This window comes from Vulgatibacter incomptus (genome assembly GCF_001263175.1).
GTDB lineage: Bacteria > Myxococcota > Myxococcia > Myxococcales > Vulgatibacteraceae > Vulgatibacter > Vulgatibacter incomptus.
In genome coordinates this window covers 3,485,368-3,508,425 of the sequence record NZ_CP012332.1, presented here as the reverse complement: position 1 = coordinate 3,508,425, position 23,058 = coordinate 3,485,368, and the positions used below count along the sequence as shown (strand labels likewise).

At 68.5% G+C, this 23,058-nt stretch carries 21 protein-coding genes; 13 read left to right on the top strand and 8 right to left on the bottom strand.

The window, feature by feature from the left end:
- Positions 1–402, bottom strand: coding sequence for an SRPBCC family protein (locus AKJ08_RS14620; RefSeq protein WP_050726742.1), 402 nt, complete (start codon positions 400–402; stop codon positions 1–3).
- Positions 403–528: 126 nt separating this feature from the next.
- Here AKJ08_RS14620 and AKJ08_RS14615 point away from each other — a divergent pair, with 126 nt between their 5' ends.
- The 3 genes from AKJ08_RS14615 (at position 529) to AKJ08_RS14605 (ending at position 4,853) form a co-directional block, all read left to right on the top strand.
- Positions 529–990: a nucleoside deaminase gene (locus AKJ08_RS14615; protein ID WP_050726741.1), complete on the top strand. Its 462-nt coding sequence runs from the start codon at positions 529–531 to the stop codon at positions 988–990.
- Positions 991–1,068: 78 nt separating this feature from the next.
- Positions 1,069–2,862 carry an ABC transporter ATP-binding protein gene (locus AKJ08_RS14610; protein WP_050726740.1) on the top strand — a complete coding sequence of 598 codons (1,794 nt, stop codon included), beginning with the start codon at positions 1,069–1,071 and terminating at the stop codon, positions 2,860–2,862.
- Between the two features lie 206 nt (positions 2,863–3,068).
- Positions 3,069–4,853 (top strand): ABC transporter ATP-binding protein, encoded by a 1,785-nt coding sequence (locus AKJ08_RS14605; RefSeq protein ID WP_240475357.1) that lies wholly within the window; start codon positions 3,069–3,071, stop codon positions 4,851–4,853.
- Here the strand turns inward: AKJ08_RS14605 and AKJ08_RS14600 are convergent.
- A complete protein-coding gene (locus tag AKJ08_RS14600; RefSeq protein ID WP_050726739.1) occupies positions 4,793–5,701 on the bottom strand; it encodes an AraC family transcriptional regulator in 909 nt (302 codons plus the stop codon). The genes AKJ08_RS14605 and AKJ08_RS14600 overlap by 61 nt on opposite strands.
- Before the next feature lie 66 nt (positions 5,702–5,767).
- Complete coding sequence (locus AKJ08_RS14595; protein WP_050726738.1) at positions 5,768–7,669, bottom strand: ATP-binding protein; 1,902 nt, start codon at positions 7,667–7,669, stop codon at positions 5,768–5,770.
- A 161-nt stretch (positions 7,670–7,830) separates the two neighbouring features.
- Between AKJ08_RS14595 and AKJ08_RS19450 the strand changes: the two genes are divergently transcribed.
- Both AKJ08_RS19450 and AKJ08_RS14585 read left to right on the top strand, forming a co-directional pair.
- Entirely contained in the window at positions 7,831–8,640 is an 810-nt protein-coding gene (locus AKJ08_RS19450; protein WP_157370711.1) for a hypothetical protein, read from the top strand.
- 66 nt (positions 8,641–8,706) lie between these two features.
- Positions 8,707–10,911: a hypothetical protein gene (locus AKJ08_RS14585; protein ID WP_050726736.1), complete on the top strand. Its 2,205-nt coding sequence runs from the start codon at positions 8,707–8,709 to the stop codon at positions 10,909–10,911.
- A gap of 25 nt (positions 10,912–10,936) precedes the next feature.
- Here AKJ08_RS14585 and AKJ08_RS14580 read toward each other — a convergent pair whose 3' ends face one another.
- A complete protein-coding gene (locus AKJ08_RS14580) occupies positions 10,937–11,470 on the bottom strand; it encodes a GrpB family protein (protein WP_050726735.1) in 534 nt (177 codons plus the stop codon).
- A gap of 168 nt (positions 11,471–11,638) precedes the next feature.
- On the opposite strand from AKJ08_RS14580, the gene prpB reads away from it, so the two are divergent.
- Both prpB and AKJ08_RS14570 read left to right on the top strand, forming a co-directional pair.
- Positions 11,639–12,523 carry a methylisocitrate lyase gene (prpB, locus tag AKJ08_RS14575; RefSeq protein ID WP_050726734.1) on the top strand — a complete coding sequence of 295 codons (885 nt, stop codon included), beginning with the start codon at positions 11,639–11,641 and terminating at the stop codon, positions 12,521–12,523.
- A gap of 126 nt (positions 12,524–12,649) precedes the next feature.
- Complete coding sequence (locus tag AKJ08_RS14570; protein WP_050726733.1) at positions 12,650–14,209, top strand: aldehyde dehydrogenase family protein; 1,560 nt, start codon at positions 12,650–12,652, stop codon at positions 14,207–14,209.
- A gap of 9 nt (positions 14,210–14,218) precedes the next feature.
- Here the strand turns inward: AKJ08_RS14570 and AKJ08_RS14565 are convergent, their stop codons facing one another.
- Entirely contained in the window at positions 14,219–14,575 is a 357-nt protein-coding gene (locus tag AKJ08_RS14565; protein WP_050726732.1) for an antibiotic biosynthesis monooxygenase family protein, read from the bottom strand.
- Positions 14,576–14,696: 121 nt separating this feature from the next.
- Between AKJ08_RS14565 and AKJ08_RS14560 the strand changes: the two genes are divergently transcribed.
- Together AKJ08_RS14560 and AKJ08_RS14555 are read left to right on the top strand one after the other, a co-directional pair.
- Entirely contained in the window at positions 14,697–15,458 is a 762-nt protein-coding gene (locus tag AKJ08_RS14560) for a helix-turn-helix domain-containing protein (protein WP_050726731.1), read from the top strand.
- An 88-nt stretch (positions 15,459–15,546) separates the two neighbouring features.
- Entirely contained in the window at positions 15,547–16,359 is an 813-nt protein-coding gene (locus tag AKJ08_RS14555) for a GNAT family N-acetyltransferase (RefSeq protein WP_050726730.1), read from the top strand.
- A 29-nt stretch (positions 16,360–16,388) separates the two neighbouring features.
- Here AKJ08_RS14555 and AKJ08_RS14550 read toward each other — a convergent pair whose 3' ends face one another.
- A complete protein-coding gene (locus AKJ08_RS14550) occupies positions 16,389–16,901 on the bottom strand; it encodes a GNAT family N-acetyltransferase (RefSeq protein WP_050726729.1) in 513 nt (170 codons plus the stop codon).
- A 184-nt stretch (positions 16,902–17,085) separates the two neighbouring features.
- Here AKJ08_RS14550 and AKJ08_RS14545 point away from each other — a divergent pair, with 184 nt between their 5' ends.
- Positions 17,086–17,649 (top strand): SRPBCC family protein, encoded by a 564-nt coding sequence (locus tag AKJ08_RS14545; protein WP_050726728.1) that lies wholly within the window; start codon positions 17,086–17,088, stop codon positions 17,647–17,649.
- A 20-nt stretch (positions 17,650–17,669) separates the two neighbouring features.
- Here AKJ08_RS14545 and AKJ08_RS20460 read toward each other — a convergent pair whose 3' ends face one another.
- The gene (locus tag AKJ08_RS20460) at positions 17,670–18,554 is read right to left on the bottom strand and encodes a choice-of-anchor J domain-containing protein (RefSeq protein WP_240475502.1); all 885 of its coding nucleotides are present in this window, start codon (positions 18,552–18,554) and stop codon (positions 17,670–17,672) included.
- A gap of 928 nt (positions 18,555–19,482) precedes the next feature.
- On the opposite strand from AKJ08_RS20460, the gene AKJ08_RS14535 reads away from it, so the two are divergent.
- From AKJ08_RS14535 to chrA, 3 genes are all read left to right on the top strand, one after another.
- A complete protein-coding gene (locus tag AKJ08_RS14535) occupies positions 19,483–19,923 on the top strand; it encodes a DoxX family protein (protein WP_050726726.1) in 441 nt (146 codons plus the stop codon).
- 42 nt (positions 19,924–19,965) lie between these two features.
- On the top strand, positions 19,966–20,718 hold the full coding sequence (locus AKJ08_RS14530; RefSeq protein ID WP_082343204.1) for an NADPH-dependent F420 reductase: 753 nt from the start codon (positions 19,966–19,968) through the stop codon (positions 20,716–20,718).
- Positions 20,719–20,912: 194 nt separating this feature from the next.
- On the top strand, positions 20,913–22,163 hold the full coding sequence (gene chrA, locus AKJ08_RS14525; RefSeq protein WP_240475356.1) for a chromate efflux transporter: 1,251 nt from the start codon (positions 20,913–20,915) through the stop codon (positions 22,161–22,163).
- A 10-nt stretch (positions 22,164–22,173) separates the two neighbouring features.
- Here the strand turns inward: chrA and AKJ08_RS14520 are convergent, their stop codons facing one another.
- On the bottom strand, positions 22,174–23,022 hold the full coding sequence (locus AKJ08_RS14520; RefSeq protein WP_050726723.1) for a hypothetical protein: 849 nt from the start codon (positions 23,020–23,022) through the stop codon (positions 22,174–22,176).
- Positions 23,023–23,058: the final 36 nt, after the last annotated feature.

Here is a 23,058-nt window from a genome sequence, read left to right as displayed (position 1 = left end):
TCAGGCAGACGCCTCGAGGACCTCCTTCAGCTTCGCCAGGTCGCCCGCGATGGTCTGCGCGTCGCGCTCGAAGTCCTCGTCGGACATCGAGTCGAGTCGGTAGAGCGTGAAGAGCACCTCGCTGCCGGCGCCGTTCGAGATGACGCGCATGGGCGAGTAGACCACGTTGTCCGGGCCCACGGTGACGAAGTGGTCGAGCACACCGAGCGGATTCGGATCCACGAAGCGAATGCCCACCGTGCCCGCGGGAGTCTGCGCCCGCCAGACGCCGTCCTCGAGCGCGACCGAGGTGATGAAGGACCACCGCGGGAGTTTCTCCGGATTCGCCGCGAAGGCGTAGACCTCCGCCGGCGGTCGATCGATCGCAACGGATAGCGTTCGCGAGGGTCGGAGTTTGGCCATGCGAGGACTCTACCGAGCCCGACTTTGGATGGTCCACCGCCAAGGCAAACCTTCTGAGGTGATCGTGGTTCCCTTGGGGGTGCGGAACGGAATAGCCAAGATGCTGGTAGCCGCCGGAGGTCGTTGATGGAGACGCCTGTCGAAGACTTCATGCGCGAGGCCATCGCCCTTGCCCGCGAGAACATCGAGGCCGGAGGCCGTCCATTCGGGGCCGTCCTGGTGCGCGACGGCCGGGTGGTCGCCCGGGGGGTCAACCAGGTCAACCGGATGAAGGATCCGACCGCCCACGCCGAGCTCCTGGCCATCCGCGAGGCGAGCCAGATCCTCGGCAGCGCCACCCTGGCCGGCTGCGTCGTCTACGCCAGCGGCCACCCGTGCCCCATGTGCCTGGCCGCCATGTACCTCAGCGGGATCGAGGCCGCCTGGTTCGCCTACTCCAACGAGGAGGGCGAGGCCTACGGACTCTCCACGGCACCGATCTACGAGCAGATGGCCCGGGAGCCACGTGAGCGGTCCCTCGCCTTGCGCCCGCTGCGCCCCGCCGACGAGGACGGGCTCTACGACGAGTGGGAGCGAAAGAGGGGATGATCGCCCTGCCGACGGGCGCCAGGCCCGCCGTGCGAATCGGCGTGCGGGCAGCCGGGTGACGGGTTAGAACTCCGCGCCTTGCGTTCCCATCCCGTCCCGCCAACCCTCGGCGGTCAGTTTCGTCAGTACCTGCCTGCCTACGCGGCAGGCACGGTGGCGCTCGCCCTCTTCCAGGCGGCGATGAATCGGATCGACTGGCAGGCGAAGGCCGCCATCGACGCGATCTTCGGCGAGGACTCGACGGCGGCCTGGGTGCCGGCCGCCCTCATGCTCGGGCTTGCGGCTGCGGCGTTCGCGACCCGGGTGGCGAGTCGCTGGTTCCTCTTCAACGCCGGGCGCGACGCCGAGTACGACCTGAGGGCCAGGCTGCTCGACCGGCTGCACCTGCTGGGAACCGGCTTCTTCCGGAGGATGAGCGGCGGCGAGATCATGAGCCGCGCCACCAGCGACCTGCAGCAGGTCCGGATGCTCCTCGGCTTCGGCGTGCTGAACCTCGTGAACGTCGCGTTCGCGACGGCCAGCGCGCTGCAGGTGATGGCGTCGGTCTCCGGCATGCTGACGCTCGCCTGCATGGCGACCATGCCGCTGCTGATTCTGGCCTCCCGCACCCTCTCGCGCGGCCTCTACACGCGAATGCGCCAGAACCAGGCCGCGCTGGGCCGGCTGACGGAGGTGGTGCAATCCAACCTCGCCGGCGTGCGGGTGGTGCGAAGCTTCGGCATCGAGGATCGCGAGCGCGAGCGGTTCGACGAGGCCAACCGCGCTTACCTGGACGCCAGCCTCGCGCTCGCCCGCCTGCGCGGATCGCTGGGGCCGCTGATGGGCGCGGTCAGCGCCCTCGGGATCCTGATCTTCTTCTGGTACGGCGGCGCGCTGCTCTTGCGCGGGCCGGACGACGGTGGCCTCTCGCCGGGATCGTTCTTCGCGTTCTGGCTGGCGCTCGCGCGGATGACCTGGCCGATGCTCGCGCTGGGATTCTCCTTGTCGGTCCTCCAGCGGGGCAGGGCGAGCTTCGCGCGAATCCGCGAGATCTTCGACGCAGAGCCGGAGGTGGTCGACGGCCACGAGCCCGCGCCCGACCGGGTCGAGGGCTCGCTGTCGGTGACGGGACTGCGGTACGCCCACGGCGCGAAGGACGTTCTGCGGGACGTGTCGTTCGAGGTCCCCGCGGGCCACTCGCTGGCGATCGTCGGGCGGACGGGCTCAGGCAAGTCCACGCTGGCGAAGCTCCTCGCGCGGCTGCTCGCGACCCCGGCCGGGACGGTGCGCATCGACGGCCGCGACATCTGCGCGCTGCCGTTGTCGGCGGTGCGGTCTGCGATCGGCTACGCCCAGCAGGACGCCTTCCTGTTCTCGACCACCGTCTCGAGGAACATCGGCCTGGCCTTCGACGAGCCGGATTCGGCCGAATCCGTCGAGCGGATCCGCGAAGGCGCCACGGACGCCCAGGTGCTCGAAGAGGTTCTCTCGCTCCCCGAGCGCTTCGACACGGTGGTGGGGGAGCGCGGCGTGCAGCTCTCGGGCGGCCAGAAGCAGCGGGTCGCGCTCGCCCGCGCCATGGTGTGGGAACCCCGGATCCTGATCCTCGACGATCCGCTCAGCGCGGTGGACGCGCGGACGGAGGCGGCGATCCTCGACGCGATCGAGCGGCAGGCGCAGCGGCGGACGGTGGTGCTGATCACCCACCGGGTCGCGGCCGCCGCCCGCTGCGACTCGATCCTGGTCCTGGACGAGGGGCGGGTAGTGGAGCGCGGCTCGCACGAGAGCCTGCTCCGCGCGAACGGCATCTACGCCGCCTTCGCCGCGGAGCAGCAGCGTCAAGGCGAGCTGGAGGAATTCGCGCCCTCGCGCGCGAGCGGAGGGACCGAATGAGAGCTCGGGATGAAATCGCGAGCTCTCGCGGAGCCGAAGGCGGAGCAGACGAAAAGAAGAGCGTCTCCGCGCGGAGCGCGGCTGAAGAAGTCGGGCCCGCTCCTGCGGGACCGAATTCTTCAAACGCTCTGAGCGCGCCTGCCGTTCGAAGCGCGCCGGCGGGCGGCGCCACGGAGAAGCTCCGCGCCTTCCACGAGGAAGGCGCGATGGGCAAGGCCTACGACGGACGGATGCTGCGCCGGCTCTGGCCCTATATCCGCCCCCACCGCAAGGTGCTCGCCCTCTCGCTGGCGGCGCTCCTCGTGCAGACGGGACTCCAGCTCTTTCAGCCCCTGCTGATGGGCGACGTGGTGAACCGCGCCGCGGAGAAGGACGCCTCGGGCCTGTTGCGGAACGGCGTGGTCCTCGCCGCGCTGCTGGTCGTCATCCAGCTCCTCACCTTCCTGCAGACGTACACGATGCAGCTCGCCGGCGCCCGGGCGATGGCGGACCTGCGCGCCAGTGTCTTCGATTTCTACCAGCGCCTCACGCTCCGCTACTTCGATCGCACCCCCATCGGCCGGCTGGTGACCCGATCGACGAACGACGTCGACGCGGTGGGCGAGATGTTCTCGTCCGGCGTGCTGAACGCGGTCGGCGACTTGGTGTCGCTCGTTGCGATCGTCGCGATGATGCTGGTGCTGGACTGGCGTCTCTCGCTGATCACCTTCGCCTCGCTGCCCGTGGTGGGCGTGATCGTCGACTTCGTTCGTCGAAGGTCGCGCGCCGCCTACCGGGAGATCCGCGCGAAGACGGCGAGGCTGAACGCGTTCCTCGGCGAGCAGGTGACCGGCATCGCCGTCGTGCAGGCCTTCGCTCGCGAAGAGGCGATGGCGGCCGAGCTGGACGGGATCAACGTCCCCTACCGCGATGCGAACAAGCGGGCCGTCTACTACGAGGCCGTTCTGGACGCGGCCATCGAGATGGTGAGCACGCTCTGCCTGGCGAGCATCCTATGGTGGGCGGGCTTCCACCGCCTGGGTGCGAACGCGGTCGACTTCGCGCTGATCGTCACCTTCACCCAGTACGTACGTCAGTTCTTCCAGCCCGTGAGCCTGCTCTCGAACCGCTACACCGTGCTGCAGAGCGCGATGTCGGGCGCGGAGCGGGTCTTCGGCCTGCTGGACGAAACGGATGTCCTCGCGCCCGAGCCCGCCGACGCTGTCGCAGCGGAGGGAGACCTGTCCGGCGAGGCCGTCGCCCTCGAAGACGTGAGCTTCGAGTACAAGCCGGGCGTCCCGGTGTTGCGCGGGGTGAGCCTGTCGGCACGCCGCGGCGAGAAGCTCGCGCTGGTAGGCGCCACCGGCGCGGGAAAGACGACGGTCGCGAGCCTGCTGCTCCGGCTCTACGAGGCTGGATCCGGGACCGTGCGCGTCCTCGGTCGGGACGTGCGGAGCTATTCGCCACAGGAGCTCCGGCGCCTCTTCTCCGTGGTGCCGCAGGACGTGTTCCTCTTTTCGGGCACGGTGCTCTCCAACATCGCGATGACCGACGCGGAGCCCGATCGCGAGAAGGCCGAGCGCGCGCTGGCCCGGATCGGCGCGCTCGAGCTCTTCCTGAGCCGCGAGGGCGGGCTGGACGCGCGGGTGGACGAGCGGGGCGCGAACTTCAGCGCGGGAGAGTGTCAGCTCCTGGCGTTCGCCCGGGCGGTCTATCGGGACGCGCCGCTCCTGATCCTCGACGAGGCGACCGCCAGCATCGACTCCGACACCGAGGCGAGGCTCCAGGTCGCGCTCGACGCGGTGATGGAAGGGCGCACGTCGATCGTCATCGCGCACCGGCTGTCGACCATCCGCGCCGCGGACCGGATCGCCGTCTTCCACAAGGGCAAGGTGGTCGAGGTCGGCCGGCACGAGGAGCTCCTCGCCCGCGGTGGAACCTACGCCGCGCTCTACCGGCTGCAGTTCTCCCAGGAGGAGCGGCAGGAAGCACCGGCGAAGGCGGCGGGCTGAACGAGCTCGGGACTGGGCTTCGCACCGAGTTGGAGTCGGATCAGCCAGCCGAGGTCGAGGGCGCGCTGCTGCAGCGGGCGGGACAGGAACTGCTCGGGTGTCTCCCCGAGCAGCCGCCGGAAGTCTGCGATTAGGTGGGATTGGTCGGCATAGCCGAGCTCGGCCGCCAGCCCTGCCCAGTCGATGGCCGCGGATCCCGCCAAGTGGGAGCGCAGCCTGGCGAATCGGGCGAGCCTCGCGACCTGCTTGGGGCTGCATCCGACGTGGCGATCGAAGAGGCGTAGCAGGTGGCGGGTGGTGACGCCGATCCGCTCGGCGATTCGATCCATCCGCATGGTGCCTGCGGTCGTCTCGATTAACTCGACCGCAGCGACGACGAGAACGTTGGCTGGCGGCTCGCGCCGCATCCGCTGTTCGAGGGCCTCGAAGAGGATCGCCGGCCGGGCCCCGGGCGGCGCTCGGCCGAGTCGATGTGTCAGCTCGAGCGCCGCCTGCCCCCAGAGCTCGGCGAGGGGCACGGCAGGCTGGCCCTGGATCGAAGCTGCGATCCCCCCGAGCAGGAGCGAGGTCGCTGCCGGGCGGAGCTCGATCCCCGCCGCCCGGATCGGGCCGCGGGAAGGCAAGAGCCGCTGCGCGCGAGGCAGGGGACCGGAGGCGAAGAGGCGTGGGGGTCCATCCCGCGGCTCGGCGAAGACGAGCTGGGCGCCGGCAGCGGGCAGCCGCCAGAGCTCGAAGGCTCCCGGCCCGTCCCGTCCGAAGAGGGCGGTGTAACCGAAGTTCGTGAGGCCCCGAAGCTCGTGAGGCGGAGCCATGCGCTCTGGCTCCGGCAGCGGGCGATGGACGACCATGGGCAGCGGCTCCCGTGGATCGGTTTCCCGATCGCGAAGCGTTTGCGCCACGGTGGGGGGGCAGCGTCACCCGGGTGTGACAGGCTCCGCCTTGACCAGGAGGTAAGGGGCGGCACGGTCCGTGTCGCCCGCACCCTGCCAATGGAGGGCGATGCTGGTGGGGTCCGCGCCGCTCTGCTCTAGAAACGACGCGATCCGCCGATGGACGTGGGCGACCAGCGGCCTCGGAAGGTCCGAGAGCAGGGCCTCCTGCAGCATGTCGAGGGAAAAGCGGTTGCCTCGGAGGATCTGCGCCTCCTCCAGCTCGCGCCACGCCTCGGCGAGATCGAGCGGATCGCGGCCGAGAACGGACGCGGCGAGGTCCGGGGAGAGAAGCTCACCGGCAACGGCTGCGACCTGGGCGAGACGCAAAGCGGAAGCGGAGAGGCGTGCGAAGCGGGAGCGGAGGAGCTCCCGCGGGAGCGGTACGGGCCGCGCTGGCCAGCCCTCGAGGATCGAGTTCCTGACGAGCTCCAGGAGGAGAGCGGGATTTCCTCCGGCCGCGCCCGAGAGCGCGGCTCCGTGCTCGGCGAGATCGGAGAGCTCCAGCTCGCGCAGCAGCTCGGTCACGGCGTCCTGGTCGAGGGGCTGCAGCTCGACCACCTCCGCGAGATCGGCGGCGACGAGCTGCCGCACGCTCTCCGCGAGGGGCGCGGCGAGCTCCGCCGGCCGGAAGGTGATGATCGGCCGGATCGCCCCCTCCTCCCCATCGACGGGATGGTTGGAAAACATGAAGTGGCCGATCTCGCCGCTGTCGGGATCGCAGAACTGCAGGTCGTCGACGAAGAGGACCGGTCGGCTGCCCCGCAGCAGCCGCAGAAGCTCGACCTGGGCCTGGTAGAAGCGAAGCCGGCCGCCGCGATCGCCGAGGCGCGGGATCGGCGCCTCCCCACGGGCCAGCTCCGGAATCATCCGGGAGAGCTCGCGGCGCACCCAATCCGGAAGGACCACGTCGGGGTACGACGAAAGCACCTGCCGGACACCGCGGCTCTGGGAGGCATACGGAACCCGGACGTCGCCCGGGCGGCTCTCCACCACCAGGACGGCGCCCTTCGAGGCGGCGAAATCGAGAGCGAGCCGGCTCTTGCCGATACCCGCCGGCCCGGCGAGGAAGACGATGCGGCCGGCGTTCCACGCAGCTTCCATGCGAGCGAGCTCACGCTCCCTGCCGACGATGCGCGGGGGCCGGAGAACGGACACCGGAATTTCGGGCCCTTCCCTGCCTGCGGCGGTCGGTAGCGCGCCGCGCTCCACCAGCCTGGCCAGCTCGCGGGTCTCGGGAAGCGGCTCGACGCCGAGCTCCTCGGCGAGCACCTGCCGGCAGCGCTCGTAGGACCCGAGGGCCGCGGAACGATCTCCGAGCAGGTAGTGCAGCCGGATGACGCGGCGGTGGGCCCGCTCGGAGAACGAGTCGAGCGCCAGAGCGCGCTGGGCCCGATCGAGGGCAGCCCGCGCCTCGCCCAGGCGCTCGAGCCGATCCGCTTCGGCCTCCCAGGCCGAGAGCACCAACCGGCGCAGGTCATCGGAAGACGCCGCGAGCCAATCGGAGAGCTCGGGGCAGTCGGGGAACTCGCAATCCGGAAGGATCCGATCGCGAAAGGGCGTCTCCACCGGCGCGCCAGCGAAGGCGCTGGTCTGGAGCCGGAGGACGTCCACCTCCGCCCGGGCGGCGAGACGGAGCGGATCGCCGGACTCCACGAGCGGTCCACCGGCGAGCCGGCGGAGCCGCGAGAGCGCCTGCCGCAGGTTGGCGCGGGCCCGCGCGTCGCCGGAATCGGGCCAGAGCAGACCCGCGATGCGGGAGCGCGAGGAGGGACCCTCGAGTGAGAGATAGGCCAGGAGCGCCGCCGTCTTCCGATCGAGCTCCACCGAGGCGCCGTCGGGCCCGTAGAGCCTCGCCTGCCGCAGCAGTTGCAGCCTCCAGTCCATGCGCCGTCCCCTGTCGTGCGGTGTACGCATCCTGACACAAGGATCCGTCCCGTTGGAGGAATCGCGCCGCGGTCGAGCTCGGCGGCGACGTCCGAAATCTCCTATTGGTCCGCCGGCGCCCCATGGGAGAGAGCCCGCACACTCTCGGTGGGAGATCGGTCATGACGCGTTGGATGGCAGTGGCGGCTGCGGTGGGCTTCCTTTCGGGCTGCGGCGCAGGGAGCGGGGAAGGCGGAGACGACCCGGGAGGAACCGGGGGGCGAGGCGGGAGTGGCGGGCGTGGCGGATCCGGACCGGGTGAGGGCGGGTCGCACGGGGAGAATGACAGCCGGGGCCTCGTTCTCAGCGCAGCCCTCGGGCTGCGGATCGTCGATACCCCCTTCCCCGGCGAGTCGAACCTCACTGGCATCGTCAGCCTGCTGCGGAATGGCGAGTGGACGAGCGAGGGTGCCATGGCGATCAACGGGACGGCGCTCTCGGAGAACGTCATTCTCCAGGGATTCTTCGAGCCGCCGCTCGACAGCCGGTTCGCCGAGGTCGGGGCCGGCAAGACCCTCGAGATCCGGGGGAGCGACGCCGGCGGATCGACGAGCCTCGACCTTCCCTGCCCTGCCGAGGTCCGAATCACCTCGCCGGCCCCTGGCACCCGCGTGCGTCCCGGAGAGGTGCTGACGGTCACGTGGTCCGGTGACGTGCACGCACACAACCAGGAGTTCGTCATGGCCCCGAACGTCCAGTTCTGGGCCGTCAACGAGTTCAGCGGCCGCTGGGCGGAGATCTTCGGCAAGGGTGCCGTCGTTCCCAAGGGTCAGGATCGGATCGAGGTCACCGTGCCGGAGGTCGATGCCGGCGCGCTGGCAATCGAGCTCGACGTCCCCGGCAAGTTCGTTCTGCAGAAGAACGCAGAAGGCGGAGAGAACAACGGGATCTGCTGGCTCTCGCGACGGGTCGAGCTGACCGTGGCGCCTTGAGGGCCGAGCAATCAACCCCAGGTGACGCCCCTTCGTACCGAAGCTCGAACCTTGCGAGGTATCTTCATGGAAGTTCGGACGTTCATTCCCCCCGCGCTGCTGTTCGCCTCACTGATCGCGGCATGTGCCTCGGCCGACGGGCCAATGGGAGCAGGGGGCGCGGGCGGCGGGGGCGACGAGGAGGAGATCGCGTCGCCCCCCACCTCGGCCGACTTGATCGCCGACGCGCTCGAGGCGGAACGAATTCCGGCGAGGACGGCAGCGCATTACGAGCTGCTCGCGATCCATGCGCCCGGTCTCCTGCCGGCCGAATACCGTGCCGAGGTGCCGTTGCACGGTGCGCCCTCCGTCTCGTCGGCCCTCGTGGCCATGGCGCACCTGGACGAATACCCACCCGAGGAGCGTGCAGAGGTCGAGGCGCTCCTGGCGGATCCGGAGGATCCGAACTGGCTCCGATTCGACCGTCTCTCGAACTTCACGCCGACCGGCAAGAGCTGCTGGGAGCTGTTCGGGATCGGCGCGCAATCGGTCGGGGGGCGGTATCTGGGCCGTCATGTCGACACCAGATACTTCCGAATTCGCGCGCTCCTGCCGATCGCCGGGGAGGTCCAGCGCCAACACGAGATCGAGAATCGCTTGCAGGCCGCCCTCGCGGCGAAGGTTCCCGGCGTCGGAGGAAAGGCCCAGGTAACGCTCCGGGAGTACTTCGATCAGTCGTTCGAATACTACCGCGATCGACTGGGAATGGCCGACCCCCGCTCGAAGCTCGAGGTCGCCGCGCGCAACAAGGGCGAGGACGGCCAGCCTCGAATCCCGCTCTACGTCACCACTTGCGACGGAGGCATGAACAACGCATCCGCCTCGCCCTATGGCTTCATCATCTCCAGCGTGCAGCTGGCCCTCGAGGACGAGGACCTCCGGCGGGTGGTCATTCCCCACGAGATCTTCCATCTCTTCGAGTTCGGCTACACGTTCTGCGGCGACGGCCACGCCTGCTGGCCGTTCGAAGCGGCCGCGACGGCGATCGAGGACGAGATTGCCCCGGGCTTGCGGCGCTGGAGCGGTCGCTTCGCGCACAAGACCCTCGGTCCGGAAGGGATGCTGGATCCCATGGATCGCTCGTTTCGATGCCCGGAGGAGCCGATGCACTCGAACCACCACGGCCGCTGCAAGAATCGCAGAGATGCCCTGCGAACCCGATACCCGGGCGACTACAGCAAGTTCGTGCTCGTCAAACACCTCATGCGGAACCACTTCTGGCGGATGAAGGACTTCTGGGAGAGCTACGCCGCCGCGGACGCCGATCCCTCGAAGGTGCTGGCCCAGGACGAGCTCGCGGAATTCCAGCTGGCGCTCCTGGCCGATCCTCCCGAACGATCGGCCTTCGATCCCGACGACAGGGCCTCGTTCCGGGCTGGAAAAGCCACCCTGGACGCAGCTCCCGGTGAATCCGCCCGCTACACCTTCCATGCGGAGGCGGACCGGCTGAAGGCAGTCGGCCCTGCGTTCCGGGCAGCCCCCGGAGACGTGGTTTCCCGCTCGGCGTTGAAACAGGGCGATGCGCGCTCGTTACCCATTCCGCCGGGCGGAACCCACCGCATGCTGATCGAGGTGCCGCAGGAGGCCGGCGCCGGCGATCCCGTGATGAACTACGACAACGTCTCGCTCGTGATCCGGAGCGCGTCGTCGCCCCGCGTATCCTTCAACTACGTCGCCCTCGATGCCGGCAGTCAGGGCCCTGCGACCATGCACCGGGGAACGGATTCCTTCGGCGATTCCCGGGGCAGGGTTTGGACCTCGGACAAGGTTCTCAATCGCGAGTTCCCGTTCCGAACCAGCGAGCACGGCGCCTTGCCGCGGTACGTGCTGGCGACGCTCACCAACTTCGGCCCGAGCCCGCTCACCTACGAGCTGGGCATCTCCTTTCCGCAGGCGTGTGGCGTCGCCTGCGCGGACCATTACACCCGGGAGCTGGCCCGCCTCGACTGCGCGTCGAAGTGGTGCTCCGGCTCCGGGGCTTCTTGCCGCAAGGAATACGAGTCGAAAATCGCCCGCTCCCTGCTGGACGGCTCATTCGTCGGTGGCCTCGGCGGCTTCTGCAAGGTGCTTTGTCCGGCCTGGATCGACGGGCTGGCGAAGCCCTACCAGGGTGGAGGTGACTGGCGCGAGCTGATCTGCAAGGGCAGCGGCGTCGACTGCAGCAGGGAGCCCGCCGGCTTCGTTCCCCTGCATGCCTGGCCGGCGGTCACGTGCGAGGCCATTCACCGATGACGGCCGTCCACCTGGGGACGGCGCCTCAGCTCCGCGGAAAGCGGGCGAGCGCCTCGGCCTGGGCGCGCTGGATCCAGTCGTTCTTGCAATCGCTGTAGGCGTGCGAGTCGTCGGGATGGAGGCGCTGGCATCGCGCCTTCTCCTCGTCGTATGCGTGAGCGACGTCGGCGTGCGCACGCATGTAGTCGCGGAACGCGACGTGCCGCTCGATCTCCTCGGAGCCCTCGACGTAGCAGTGGAGCTGCACGAGTCGATCCCCCGTCACCGGATCATCCTTGGTGCAGTAGCGCCGACCCGGCAAGCCGTACTCTCCCCACCAGGAAAAGCCGAGCGCCTCGAGAGCGCTCCTCTTCGCGTCCAGCTCTGCCAGCGACGAGACCACCGGCATGAGATCGAGGACCGGCTTCGCGCGGATGCCGGGAATCGCCGTAGACCCGACGTGGTGCACGCGCAGCAAGACTGACCCGAGCGCCTTCGCGAGGTCCTCGGTTTCCTCGGCGGCGGCTTCGGCCCAACGCGGATCGTGTGGGACGAGTTTCACTTTGATCGGCGGCGGCATTCGAGTCTCCGGCTCGAAGCTTAAGCGGAGGTCCGCGTTCCGGCGAGGATGATTCGAGCGAAACCGAACTTCCTCCTGCTGTCGGCGTCGTGGCCGGCCTGAGCGGTGGCGGCGTCGTGGCGCCTGCCATACCCTCCCTTTCGCCAGCCCATCCACCAGGAGCTTGCCATGAGCTCTCCCGGCGAACGCTTTCGAGCGGCGGTTCGAGAAGAGATCCCTCTGCAGGTCGTCGGCGCGATCAACGCCCTCCATGCGCTGCTCGCGCAGCGCGCGGGCTTCCGGGCCATCTATCTCTCCGGCGGTGGGCTCGCGGCGAGCTCGCTTGGGTTGCCCGACCTCGGGATCACGACGCTCGACGATCTCCTGATCGACCTTCGCCGGCTCACGGACGTCTGCGAGCTCCCCCTCCTCGTGGATGTGGACACGGGGTTCGGACCGAGCGCGTTCAACATCGCGCGCACGACCCGCGCCGTAATCAAGGCCGGCGCCGCCGCGATGCAAATCGAGGATCAGGTGGGCGCGAAGCGCTGCGGACACCGGCCGCACAAGGCGATCGTCTCGCGCGAGGAGATGGTCGATCGCATCAAGGCGGCCGTCGACGCGCGCACCGATCCGAGCTTCGTGATCATGGCGCGCACCGACGCGGTCGCGGTCGAAGGCGAGGAGGCGGCCATCGAGCGCGCCGTCGCCTGCGTGGAGGCCGGCGCGGACATGGTCTTCCCCGAGGCCATCCCGAGCCTCGAGCTCTACCGCCGCTTTTCCGACGCGGTGAAGGTCCCCATCCTCGCGAACCTCACCGAGTTCGGTGTGACGCCCCTATTCACGACCGCCGAGCTCGCCTCCGCCGGCGTGTCGATGGCGCTGTATCCGTTGTCGGCGTTTCGGGCCATGAACCAGGCGGCGGACGGCGTCTACCGCGCCATCCGCCGGGACGGCACGCAGCAGCACGTCGTCGAAGCGATGCAGACCCGCGCCGAGCTCTACGAAGTTATCGGCTATCAGGCGTTCGAGGAGAAGCTCGACGCCCTTTTCCGGAAGGGAGGAGAGCCGTGAGCTCCTTCGCGAGCCGGCCGCCGCCCGCTTCGGCACGAAGTGGCTGCACGCCAAGCCCCCGGTTTGGGGCTGGCGGACCACAGCGGACCGGAGGCAAGTGTACCGCCGCATCCGGGAGGGAGATCGATGAGGAAGGAAGGGATCCTGCAACTCGCGCAGGGGCTGGACTGGGACACGCTGGCGGGCAAGGCGCGGGCGGCTGCACCCGAGGCCTTCGCCTCGGACGGCGATCCGCTCAACCTCATCCGAGGGGATTGGGAGGCCCACGGACGTCCGAAGGCCTTCCATTCGCCGGTGGACGGCTCGACGCTCGGCTCCTTCCCGATGCTCGATCCCGAGACGGCACGGAGCGCCGTGCAAGCGGCGGCAGCGGAGTTCGATGGCTGGAAGCGCGTCGATCTCGACGAGCGGCGCCGGCGCATCTCCGCCTGCCTCTCGCAGATGCGCGCTCACCGGGAGCTCTTCGCCGGCCTGCTCGTCTGGGAGATCGGCAAGCCGTACGACCAGGCGCTGGTGAGCGTCGATCGATGCGTCGCCGGAGTCGAGTGGTACGTGGAGCAGGCCGAGAGCCTGCTTGGCAGCCGCAAGCCGCTCGGGCTCGTCTCCAACATCGCGTCGTGGAACTATCCGATGTCGGTCTTGATGCACGCGGTGCTGGTGCAGCTCCTCGTCGGCAACGTCGCGATCGCCAAGACCCCGAGTGACGGCGGCCTCTTCACCCTGACGCTCGCGATGGCAATGGCCAGGCGCGAAGGCCTGCCGGTCTCGCTCGTGAGCGGCTCCGGGCGCCAGCTCAGCGAGGCGCTGGTCCGGGGCGACGCGGTCGACTGCCTCTCGTTCGTCGGAGGCAAGGACACGGGCCGGGACATCGTCGCCAGCCTGCTCGATCGGAACAAGCGTTACATGCTCGAGATGGAGGGCGTGAACGCGTACGGCATCTGGCACTTCTCCGACTGGAAGGGGCTGAAGGCCCAGCTCCGAAAGGGCTTCGAGTACGGCAAGCAGCGTTGCACTGCCTATACACGCTACGTAGTCGAGAAGAGGCTCTTTCCGAAGTTCCTCGAGATGTACCTGGAGCTCGTGGGAGAGCTCCGGTTCGGCCACCCGCTGCTGGTCGGCCAGCCGGGCGATCCGCCGCCGACGATCGCCTTCGGCCCGCTGATCAACGATCGCTCGGTCGAGGCGTTGAACGCGAAGGTCAGCGAAGCCCTCAGCCTCGGCGCCGTCGCCATCCACGAGAGGAGCCTCGACGACGGGCACTTCCTGCCCGGTCAGGACACCTCTGCCTACTTCGCGCCCGTCGCGCTGATGAACGTGCCGAGGCCGTGCAAGCTCTACCACGCAGAGCCGTTCGGGCCCGTCGACACCTTCGTGCTCGTGAACGGTGTCGAGGAGCTCGTTGCCGAGATGAACGTCTCCAACGGCGCGCTCGTCGCGTCGATCGCGTGCGACGACCCCACGGAGGCCCAGGAGATCGCCGGGGAGCTGCGCGCCTTCAAGGTCGGGATCAACCGGACGAGATCGCGGGGCGACCGGGAGGAGACCTTCGGCGGCATCGGCGCTTCCTGGAAGGGCTGTTTCGTGGGCGGGAAGTACCTCGTCCACGCGCTGACGCAGGGCGAGCCGGGCGAGCCGCTCTACGGCAACTTCCCGGACCGGACGCTGCTGCCGACCGACAACCGTTGACGTTGGGGTCTACTGCAGGTCCGGCGATGCGAGGTAGGCGCCGAGCTCGGCTTCGGCACCCCATTCGGCCAGCTTGGCGGCAGCGTCGAAGCCGATCTCCTTCGCGTAGACTTTCATCGCGTCCTTTGCGTGTTCGAACGCAGCTTGGCTCTCCCAGACCGCAATGGTGACGTACTGGAATTTCGTGGGGCCGCCCAGCTTGGAAAAGGCCACGTGGCCCCGAAATCCCGGTTGCGTCTGGAGGAACGCGAGGCTCCTCCGCATGGCGCGCTCGAACTCGCTGCGTGCGGCCTCCGGAATCGAGAAGTTGTCGATCCGGTAGATATGGTTGGGGTGGCTGCTGGGATCGATGTGAACCTCGTGCATGAGAAATCTCCTCTGGCCGCTTCGTGACGGCGAGGAGCAAGGTAGCGGCCACGTCCGTGCCGGAATTGGACGAAGTCAGCGGATCCTTGCAGCTCGAGGGCGTCCGTGGTCCCTTCGGAGCATGAACGTGACGACCTTTGCGCCGTGCCATGTCCTCGCCCCCTACGTGCGGGCATTCGAGGTCGTGGAGGCGCGGGAGGAGACCACGCGCACGTTGCTCCCGGAGGCGGGCCTGATCGTGGGCTTTCGCTTCTCCGGCGCAGCGACTCTGCTCGGCGAAGACCTGCGCGTGCCAGACAGAGTCGTGACCGGGCTGCGCTCGAGCGTGCGCAGGATGCGTACCTCCGCCGGCGGGGGAATGGTGCTCGCCAAGTTCCACACCGGAGCCGCGGCGCCGTTCGTCGAGCTTGGTCTACATGAGCTTTTCGGCGCGACCTGCTCGCTCGACGAGCTGTTCCCGCGTGATGAGCTCGACGAGGTGGAAGATCGAATTGCACTCGCTGGGGATCACCAGGACCGCGTCGCGGCCTTCGAGGCGTTCCTTTTGAAGCGGCGATGCCGGGCTCGGGATCGCGTCGCCCTGGCGGCGGCCCGAGCGATCCAGGCGACACCGTCGATCCGGGTCCGTGCGCTCGCCGATGAGCTCGGCCTGAGCCAGGACGCCTTGGAGAAGCGCTTTCGCCGGGAGATCGGCGCGTCACCGAAACGGTTCGCGTCGATGCTACGCCTTCGAAGCGCGATCGACTCGTACGGGCCGGGCGAGAGCTTGGCACAGCTTGCCCTCGATGCCGGCTACTACGATCAATCTCACTTCATCCGCGATTTCCGCGAAGCGACGGGAACCGCACCGAGGCGCTTCTTCGAGCAGGAAGAGCTGGGCTGATCCGGGCGAGCCGCTTTGCGGCAATTGCGCAGATCTCGAACGCGGCCGTCTCCCGACAACCGTTCAACGGCAGTGTAGCCTCTTTTCAATGGACTTCGCTTCGACCGCCGACTTCTCCCTTCGCGAGCTCTCGACCCTCTTCGCGAGGGCCTTCGAGGGCTACTTCGTTCCTTGGCCCGATGATCCTGCGCTCCTCGACGCGCGGATCCGCGGCGAGGCAATCTCGCTCGTGGACAGCCGCGTCGCCATCGACGCGGAAGGGCCGGCTGCCTTGCTCCTCGTCTCACGCCGCGGCAGGGAGAGCCGCCTGGCTGCGATGGGGATCACTCCCGCGTTCCGCGGAAGGGGGATCGGTCGCGAGCTCCTCGCGCGGCTCCTCGACGAGGCACGGGCCCGCGGCGACGTGCGGATGCGCCTCGAAGTGATCGAGAGCAACGAGCCCGCGGTGCGGCTCTATCGCTCGGCAGGCTTCACGGTGATGCGGCGGCTGGTGGGCTTCTCCGGTTTGCTCCCGCCGGAGCCCGCCCAGCTCGAAGAGGTGGAGCCGCGGGTCTGTGCAGCGCTTCTGCCCGAGGGCTTGCCGTGGCAGCTCGAGCCCGCCTCGATCGAGGCGATCTCGACGCCGTCGCGTGCGTTCCGCCTCGGTCCCGCGGTTGCGGTCGTTGGTGCCTCCGCGGGCGCTTCGATTCGGATCCGCGCGATCGCGGTCGAGCCGTCGTGGCGAGGGCAGGGCGCGGGGTGCCGCCTGCTTCGCGCTCTGGCGGCGCTCCATCCCGACGGGCGCGTCGAGCTCGGTGCCATCTTTCCCGAGGGGCTCCTCGACGGATTCCTCGCGAAGAACGGCTTCTCCCGAACTGCGCTCTCGCAGCTCGAGATGGAGTGGCTCCCTCCGGCGAAATGAAAGCCTACCGCCTTGGCGGGTGCGGATCGCTACTCGGAAGCGTACAGCAGGGTCTCTTGCGTGTCCGTCGGGAGCAAGCGCAGGGACCGCTCGAAGCGGAAACCGAGTTTTTCGAGGAGCGCGATCGAGCGCACGTTCTCCGGCGACACGATCGCCACGATGCGCTGCAGGGCGAGGGTGTCGCGCGCGTAGGCCATGGTCGCCGCCGCGGCTTCATGGGCGTAGCCGGCGCCGCGAGCCAGCGGCATGAAGGCGAAACCCAGGTCGACGTCGTCGAGCGTGTCGCGCTTGATCAGCCCGCAGATCCCGATCGGCTCCCGCGTCGTCTTCGAATCCACGCAGAACAAACTGAAGCCGACCTTCGCGTACATGGCGATCGGCCCGTTGCGCAGGTAGGCGCGCGCACCGTCGAGCGTCCGCACGCCGCGGTCACCGATGAACCGGAGCCAGTCGGGGTCGTTGAGCAGACCAAGGATGAAGGCGGCATCGCGCTCTTCGAGGTGGCGCAGGACCAGCCGCGGTGTTTCGAGCACGATCGACATTCGGCCTCCGCTGCGGGGAACCCCCATATTGGCTCCAACCGTCCCCGATCGCCGAAGGAGAATCCCTGGCCGAGGCAACGGCTCCGCGAGCGTGTCTTGACAGGCATATGCCTGACGGGGAATATGCGGCGTCGTTGGATCGACGCGTGGAGCAGGCGTCACCACCCATGAGAGGGCAGAAGCGATGAGTGGCCGAGAATCGTACGCAGCGGGCGCCGCAGCCGGCGCAGAGGTCCGCAAGGACGGAGAGACGTGGACGCTGATCCTGGTCCGCGACCTCCGGCATCCGCCTGAGAGGATCTGGAAGGCGCTGACCGATCCCTCGCAGCTGCGCGAGTGGGCTCCCTTCGACGCGGATCGCAGCCTCGGGACGACGGGCCCGGTGAAGCTCTCGACGGTCGGGACTCCGAAGACCGTGGTCGACGAGACGCGCGTTACGCGAGCGGATGAGGCGCGGCTCCTCGAGTACACGTGGGGCGGCAAGGACATGCGGTGGGAGCTGAAGCCGCACGACAGCGGTACGCGCCTGACGCTCTGGCACTGCATCGATCGCGGCTTCATCTCGATGGGCGCAGCGGGCTGGCACATCTGCTTCGACGTGCTCGAGCGCTTCCTCGCGGACGAGCCCATCGGCCGGATCGTCGCGGGTGACGCGATGAAGTTCGGGTGGCCCCGCCTGAACGCCGAGTACGCCAAGCAGTTCGGCGTCGAGGTTCCGGGCTGGCCGCCCAAGGCGGAGCCCGCCTGAGCGCGGCGGGCTCTCGAGCGCTATTCGGGCGTGCAGGTCACCTGCACGTTCTCGACGTCGGCGATCGCGATGGTTCCGGTCGCGTTCGCGACGACGCAGATCTGTCCCTCGGGCTGCCGCTCCACGCTCACCGAGTACGGCGTGCCGATGTCGAGCCGGCGCGGGAACGAGAAGGCTCCATCGTGATCGATCGGAAGCTCGACGTTCCCGTTCAACCAGAGCACGAGGCCGTCGCCCGAGAGTCCACTGACCGCACCCTTCACGAGATAGACGGGATAGGAGGTCTCCACCGCGAGCCGATCGATGCCGATCATGTTGCCGTTGGCGCCTGCCAAACCTCCGTCCGTCACGTAGTAGCGAAGCGCGATGCGCCCCATGCCCGAATACGGGATCCCGTCCTCATTGGCGAACGAGAGCCAGGTCCAGATCTCGGGGTACCCGCCTACCGCCAAATTCGGGTTCACGGATCCGAGAAGAGTCGAGTAGCTCCCGACTCCGTCGTCGTCGGGCAGCTGGCATGGAGGGGTGTCACAGAGGCGGACCTCGAGCCGATCTGGATATCCCTGACCCAAGGCGATCGTGAGGAACGAGATTCTGTTCCACGCACCGAACGAGAGGAGAGGGGTAGCGATCCATAGGTTGATCGTGCCGCTAGGCCCCGTTGCCCGAAAGAACGCGCCGAGGAATGCGTTGCTCGGACCGTCCCAGGACGTGAGCAGCCCAACGCCCTGGGTCCAGCTGGAGGGTCCGAGCGGCACGCTTCGGTTCTCCATCAGCCATCCCAATCGTGGGAGCGCTGTGATGTCGTCGAAGCCTTCGGTGACGACCAGCCAATGGGCGTCGGTGCAGGACCAACCATCCCCGAGGTAGCCTGGCTTGCAGGTGCACGTCGGCGTGATCCCGATCTGCGAGCACGTCGCGTTCGGCGAACAGCCGCCGTTCGGCGCGGAGCAGAAATCGATCGGCGTGCAGGTCGTCCCGTCACCCGTGTAGCCGGGCGCACATGCGCACGTGCGTGCGCTCGCAGAGCAGATCTGGGCGCAGGTCGAGGACCGCCAGGTGCCTGTCGCATCGCAGGTCTCGAGCGTCGCTACGTCGGCACAGCGGTGGTCCCCCGGGAGACACACGGTGCATTCTCCCTCGCTGCACGCGTAGTCGCACGACTCTTCATCTCGCCAAATGCCCGCCGTGTCACAGCTCTGCCGAGCCAGGCCGTCGCACTGTCGATCCCCGGGGGCGCACTGGGTGCACTCGCCTTCGATGCACGAGTGGAGGCATGGCTCTTCGCTCCGCCAGGCTCCCTCCGCGTCGCAGCTCTGCGGGATCAGACCGAAGCATTGCTTTTCGCCGGGCACGCAGACGCCGGTGCATTCGCCTTCGCTGCACGCAAAGCGGCAACGCGCTTCGTCCTGCCACGCCCCCGTTGAGCCGCAGCTCTGCCGGACGGGGCCCTCGCACCGCTTCGAGCCCGGCTCGCAAATGTCGATGCAGGCGCCCTCGGTGCATGCTCCAGTGGAGCTGGAGTCCTTCCCACACCCGAGGAGCCACAAAGGAAGCACGAGCCCCATGAGGCAAGCATTACGCAGAGGAGTTTTCATTTGATCGGCGTCATCCCTCCGGCGCGGGAGACGAGTCAAGGCGACGTCTCCTCCCGGCGGCGCAGGCACGAGTGATTTCGTACATCTCGCGCCCACCCGGGGATGCGCGGCCCCAGAGGCCGCCCGAGAGCGGTGGCCTCTCGAGCTGCGGTGCCGTGCAGCGATGTCGAATCGACCGATGAGTTCGGCGGGGCCGGGCCGTCCAAGGGATGTCCATCAACCCTTGGAGGAACCCATGACCACCTCATCCGCCGAATCCGCCCGCGCTCGTTCCCTTCCTGCTACGCCGTCCATGGCAGCCCTCTGGACCGGCAGAGTCCTGCAGGGGCTCGCGGTGGCCTTCCTGACCTTCGACGTCGCCATCAAGATCTCCCTGAGCCACCAGGCCATCGAGGGAACGGTGGACCTCGGCTACCCGAGCCATTCCGTCCTCCCGATCGGGCTGATCGGTCTCGCCTGCCTGGTCCTGTACCTGATCCCCCGAACGGCGATCCTCGGGGCCGTCCTCTGGACCGGATACTTCGGCGGGGCGATCGCGACCCACCTGCGCCTCGCCAACCCGCTCGCGACGCACACGCTGTTCCCGATCTACATCGCGGTCCTCGTCTGGGGCGGATTGTGGCTGCGGGACGAGAGGCTGCGGGCGCTCCTCCCGCTCCGGCGTGCGAAGCGGTAGAGCGAGGCCCACATGGCGGCGACTCGTCCGCCCGCACGGGGGATGGGCGGCCAACGGAAATCGCGTCCATGCTCCCCTCCCGTTTCGGAGGGAGGCGACATGAAGATTGGGATCATTGGCGCAGGGAACATCGGCGGAACGTTGACCCGCCGCTTCACCAAGCTCGGACACCAGGTGTGCGTGGCGAACTCCCGGGGGCCTCGGACCCTCGGAGAGCTGGCGGCTGAGACCGGCGCGAAGCCTGTCACCGTGAGCGAGGCGGCGAGGTCTGGCGCGGTCGTGATCATCGCGATCCCCGAGCGAAGCTACATGGAGCTCCCTCCGGATCTCTTCGACGGGGTGCCGGACGACGTCGTCGTGGTCGACACGGGCAACTACTACCCCAGGCAACGGGACGGGACGATCGAGGCGATCGAGGCAGGATCGACCGAGAGTGGATTCGCTTCTCACATGATCGGGCGGCCGGTCGTGAAGGCATTCAACAACATCTACGCCGATCACCTGGCGAAGTCGGGCAAGCCGCCCGGCGCGAAGGGACGGATCGCGCTCCCGGTGGCCGGCGACGATCCGGCCGCCAAGGCGATCGTGACGCGGCTGGTGGACGAGCTCGGCTTCGATGCGGTGGACGCGGGCGGGCTCGACGATTCCTGGCGCCAGCAGCCCGGAACGCCCGTCTACGCCTCGGATCACGACGCGGCCGGCGTTCGGCGCGCGCTGGCGGACGCGAGCCGCGAGCGTCAGCCCGAGTTCCGCGGCACCGCGGACAGTCCGGGCACGTTCAGCCATCCCGCGTGAGCTTTTACGAGGCTCTCGCGGAGCCGAAGGCGGAGCAGACGAAAAGAAGAGCGTTTCCGCGCGGAGCGCGGCTGAAGAAATCGGGCCCGCTTCGGCGGGACCGATTTCTTCACACGCTCTGAAGGATCTGGAGGTCGGCTTGTCGAGACCAGGCACCCTGTGCCAGGTTGCGCGCACGTTCGACCGAAGGATCGATGATGACCCCGGCGCTCCCGGTATCCGACCCGTCTCCCGGCGACCACCTCCACCGCGCGACGGCGGGGAGCGTCGCCGAGGTGGCCGCGGTCTTCCTGCGGCTAGGCTGCATGTCGTTCGGCGGGCCGATCGCGCATCTGGGTTACCTGCGCGCGGAGCTGGTCGAGAAGCGCCGCTGGATCGACGACGCGCAGCTCGGCGACCTCGTAGCGCTGTGCCAGTTCCTGCCAGGCCCCGCGAGCAGCCAGGTCGTCTTCGCGATGGGGATGCAGCGCGCCGGCCTCCCCGGAGCGCTCCTCGCGTCCGCGTGCTTCACCTTGCCTTCCGCGTTGCTTATGGTGGGCTTCGCGTACGGCGTCGCAACCGTGGGGAACCTCCAGGGCGCGGGCTGGTTGCACGGCCTCAAGCTCGCCGCGGTCGTCGTCGTCGCCCAGGCCGTGTGGGGCATGGGAAAGAAGCTCTGCACCGATCGAGCGCGCGTATCGCTCTGCCTGGCGGCGGCCGCGATAGTGCTCGCGTTCCCAAGCGCGCTCGCGCAGCTCGGGGTGATCGCGGGCGCCGGCGTCGTCGGCTTGAGGCTGTACCGGAACGACCTCACGCCCGCTCCATCGCCGACTCGCGCGGGCGGATGGCGCGGACACGCGGTGGCCGGATCCGCGCTCCTCGTCTTCCTCGTTCTCCTGGTCGTGCTGCCCGCGCTCTCGTCGGCGACGGGATCGCGCGCGATCGCCGAGCTCGATAGCTTCTACCGCTCGGGATCGCTGGTCTTCGGAGGCGGGCACGTCGTGCTCCCGCTGCTGCGAGCGGAGGTCGTGCCGAGAGGCTGGCTCACCGACGAGCAATTTCTCGCGGGATATGGCGCGGCGCAGGCCCTGCCCGGCCCGATGTTCGCCTTCGCCGCGTATCTCGGAAGCGCCATGAATCCGGGGGATCGGAGCTGGCTCGGCGGGATCTGGTGCCTGCTCGCGATCTTCCTGCCGGCCTGGCTGCTCATCGGAGGCGCGCTCCCGTTCTGGCATCGCCTGCGCGCGAAGCGCTGGGCGCAGGCCGCTCTTGCAGGAGCGAACGCCTCGGTCGTCGGCATACTCCTCGCCGCTCTCTACAACCCCGTGTTCACGGAGGGTGTTCGAGGAGGGGCCGACGCGGTCGCGGCCCTGGTCGGCTTCGGCCTCCTCGAGCACTGGAGAGCGCCGCCATGGCTCGTAGTGGTTGGCATGGCCGCGGCGGGGCAGTGGCTTCTCCCTGCGTGACTCGGCCACTTCAGTAGCCGTAGCGGTTGGGGATCCCGAAGGCGACGGTCAGGGTGTAGATGAGCCGATGGGCCGGATCGCCGGCCAGGTTGACGAAGACGCCGCCAGCGATCCACGTGCCGTCGCTGAGGGGCGTATGAAAGGGCCCCGCGGAGAGCTCCGGGGCGATGAAAACGGACTCGACGGGCGACCGAGTCGCGCCTTGTGGCAGTCCGGAGGTTCCGCCCAGGAAGGTCGTGGTGTTCGCTTCGACCTGCAGATAGAGCGGCAAGCCCGCGCGCTGCTTCGTCAGCAAGAGGGCGATCAGCCCGTCTGCTCCCAGCTGCCTCGCCGATTCCCCTCTCGTGATTGGCACCAGCGCGGCGACGTTCAGCTCGAGAGTCAGCCGATGCCAGAAGCGTTGGCCCGCGAAGGCGAAAGGGCCGACGTACCAATCGCGCAAGCTGAGACTCCCGCGGCCGGTCGGAAGCACCGTCGTGATCCCGACCGACAGCATGTTGTCCATTCGAAGCGAGCCTGCGGCGAGGTACTGGACGAAAAGAGCCAGGTCACGAAAACCGTTGGGCTGGCCATCGGAGCCGATCTGGAAGGGAAGGATCGCTATCAGAGCGAGGTGGCGATCGGTGACGTACGAGAGCTCCAATGTGGGGACATTGCCGTTGCCCAGGTTGCCGGTGAACGTGTTGTTGAAGATCTGGATTTGATTTTGGAGGTTGGGCGGAAAGCCGATGATCGGCATCGGGAAGACGAGGTTCTCCCACCGCTGCGGTTCTTTAGAATCGCCCGCGTCGGAATCCGCCAATGCCCAAGCGGGTACCAGGAGCATCCAGCCCACGAGGAGGGCGCGTCGGAAGGGCATGGCCGAACAAGGGTTGGCAAGGGAGGGCGCCTGAGC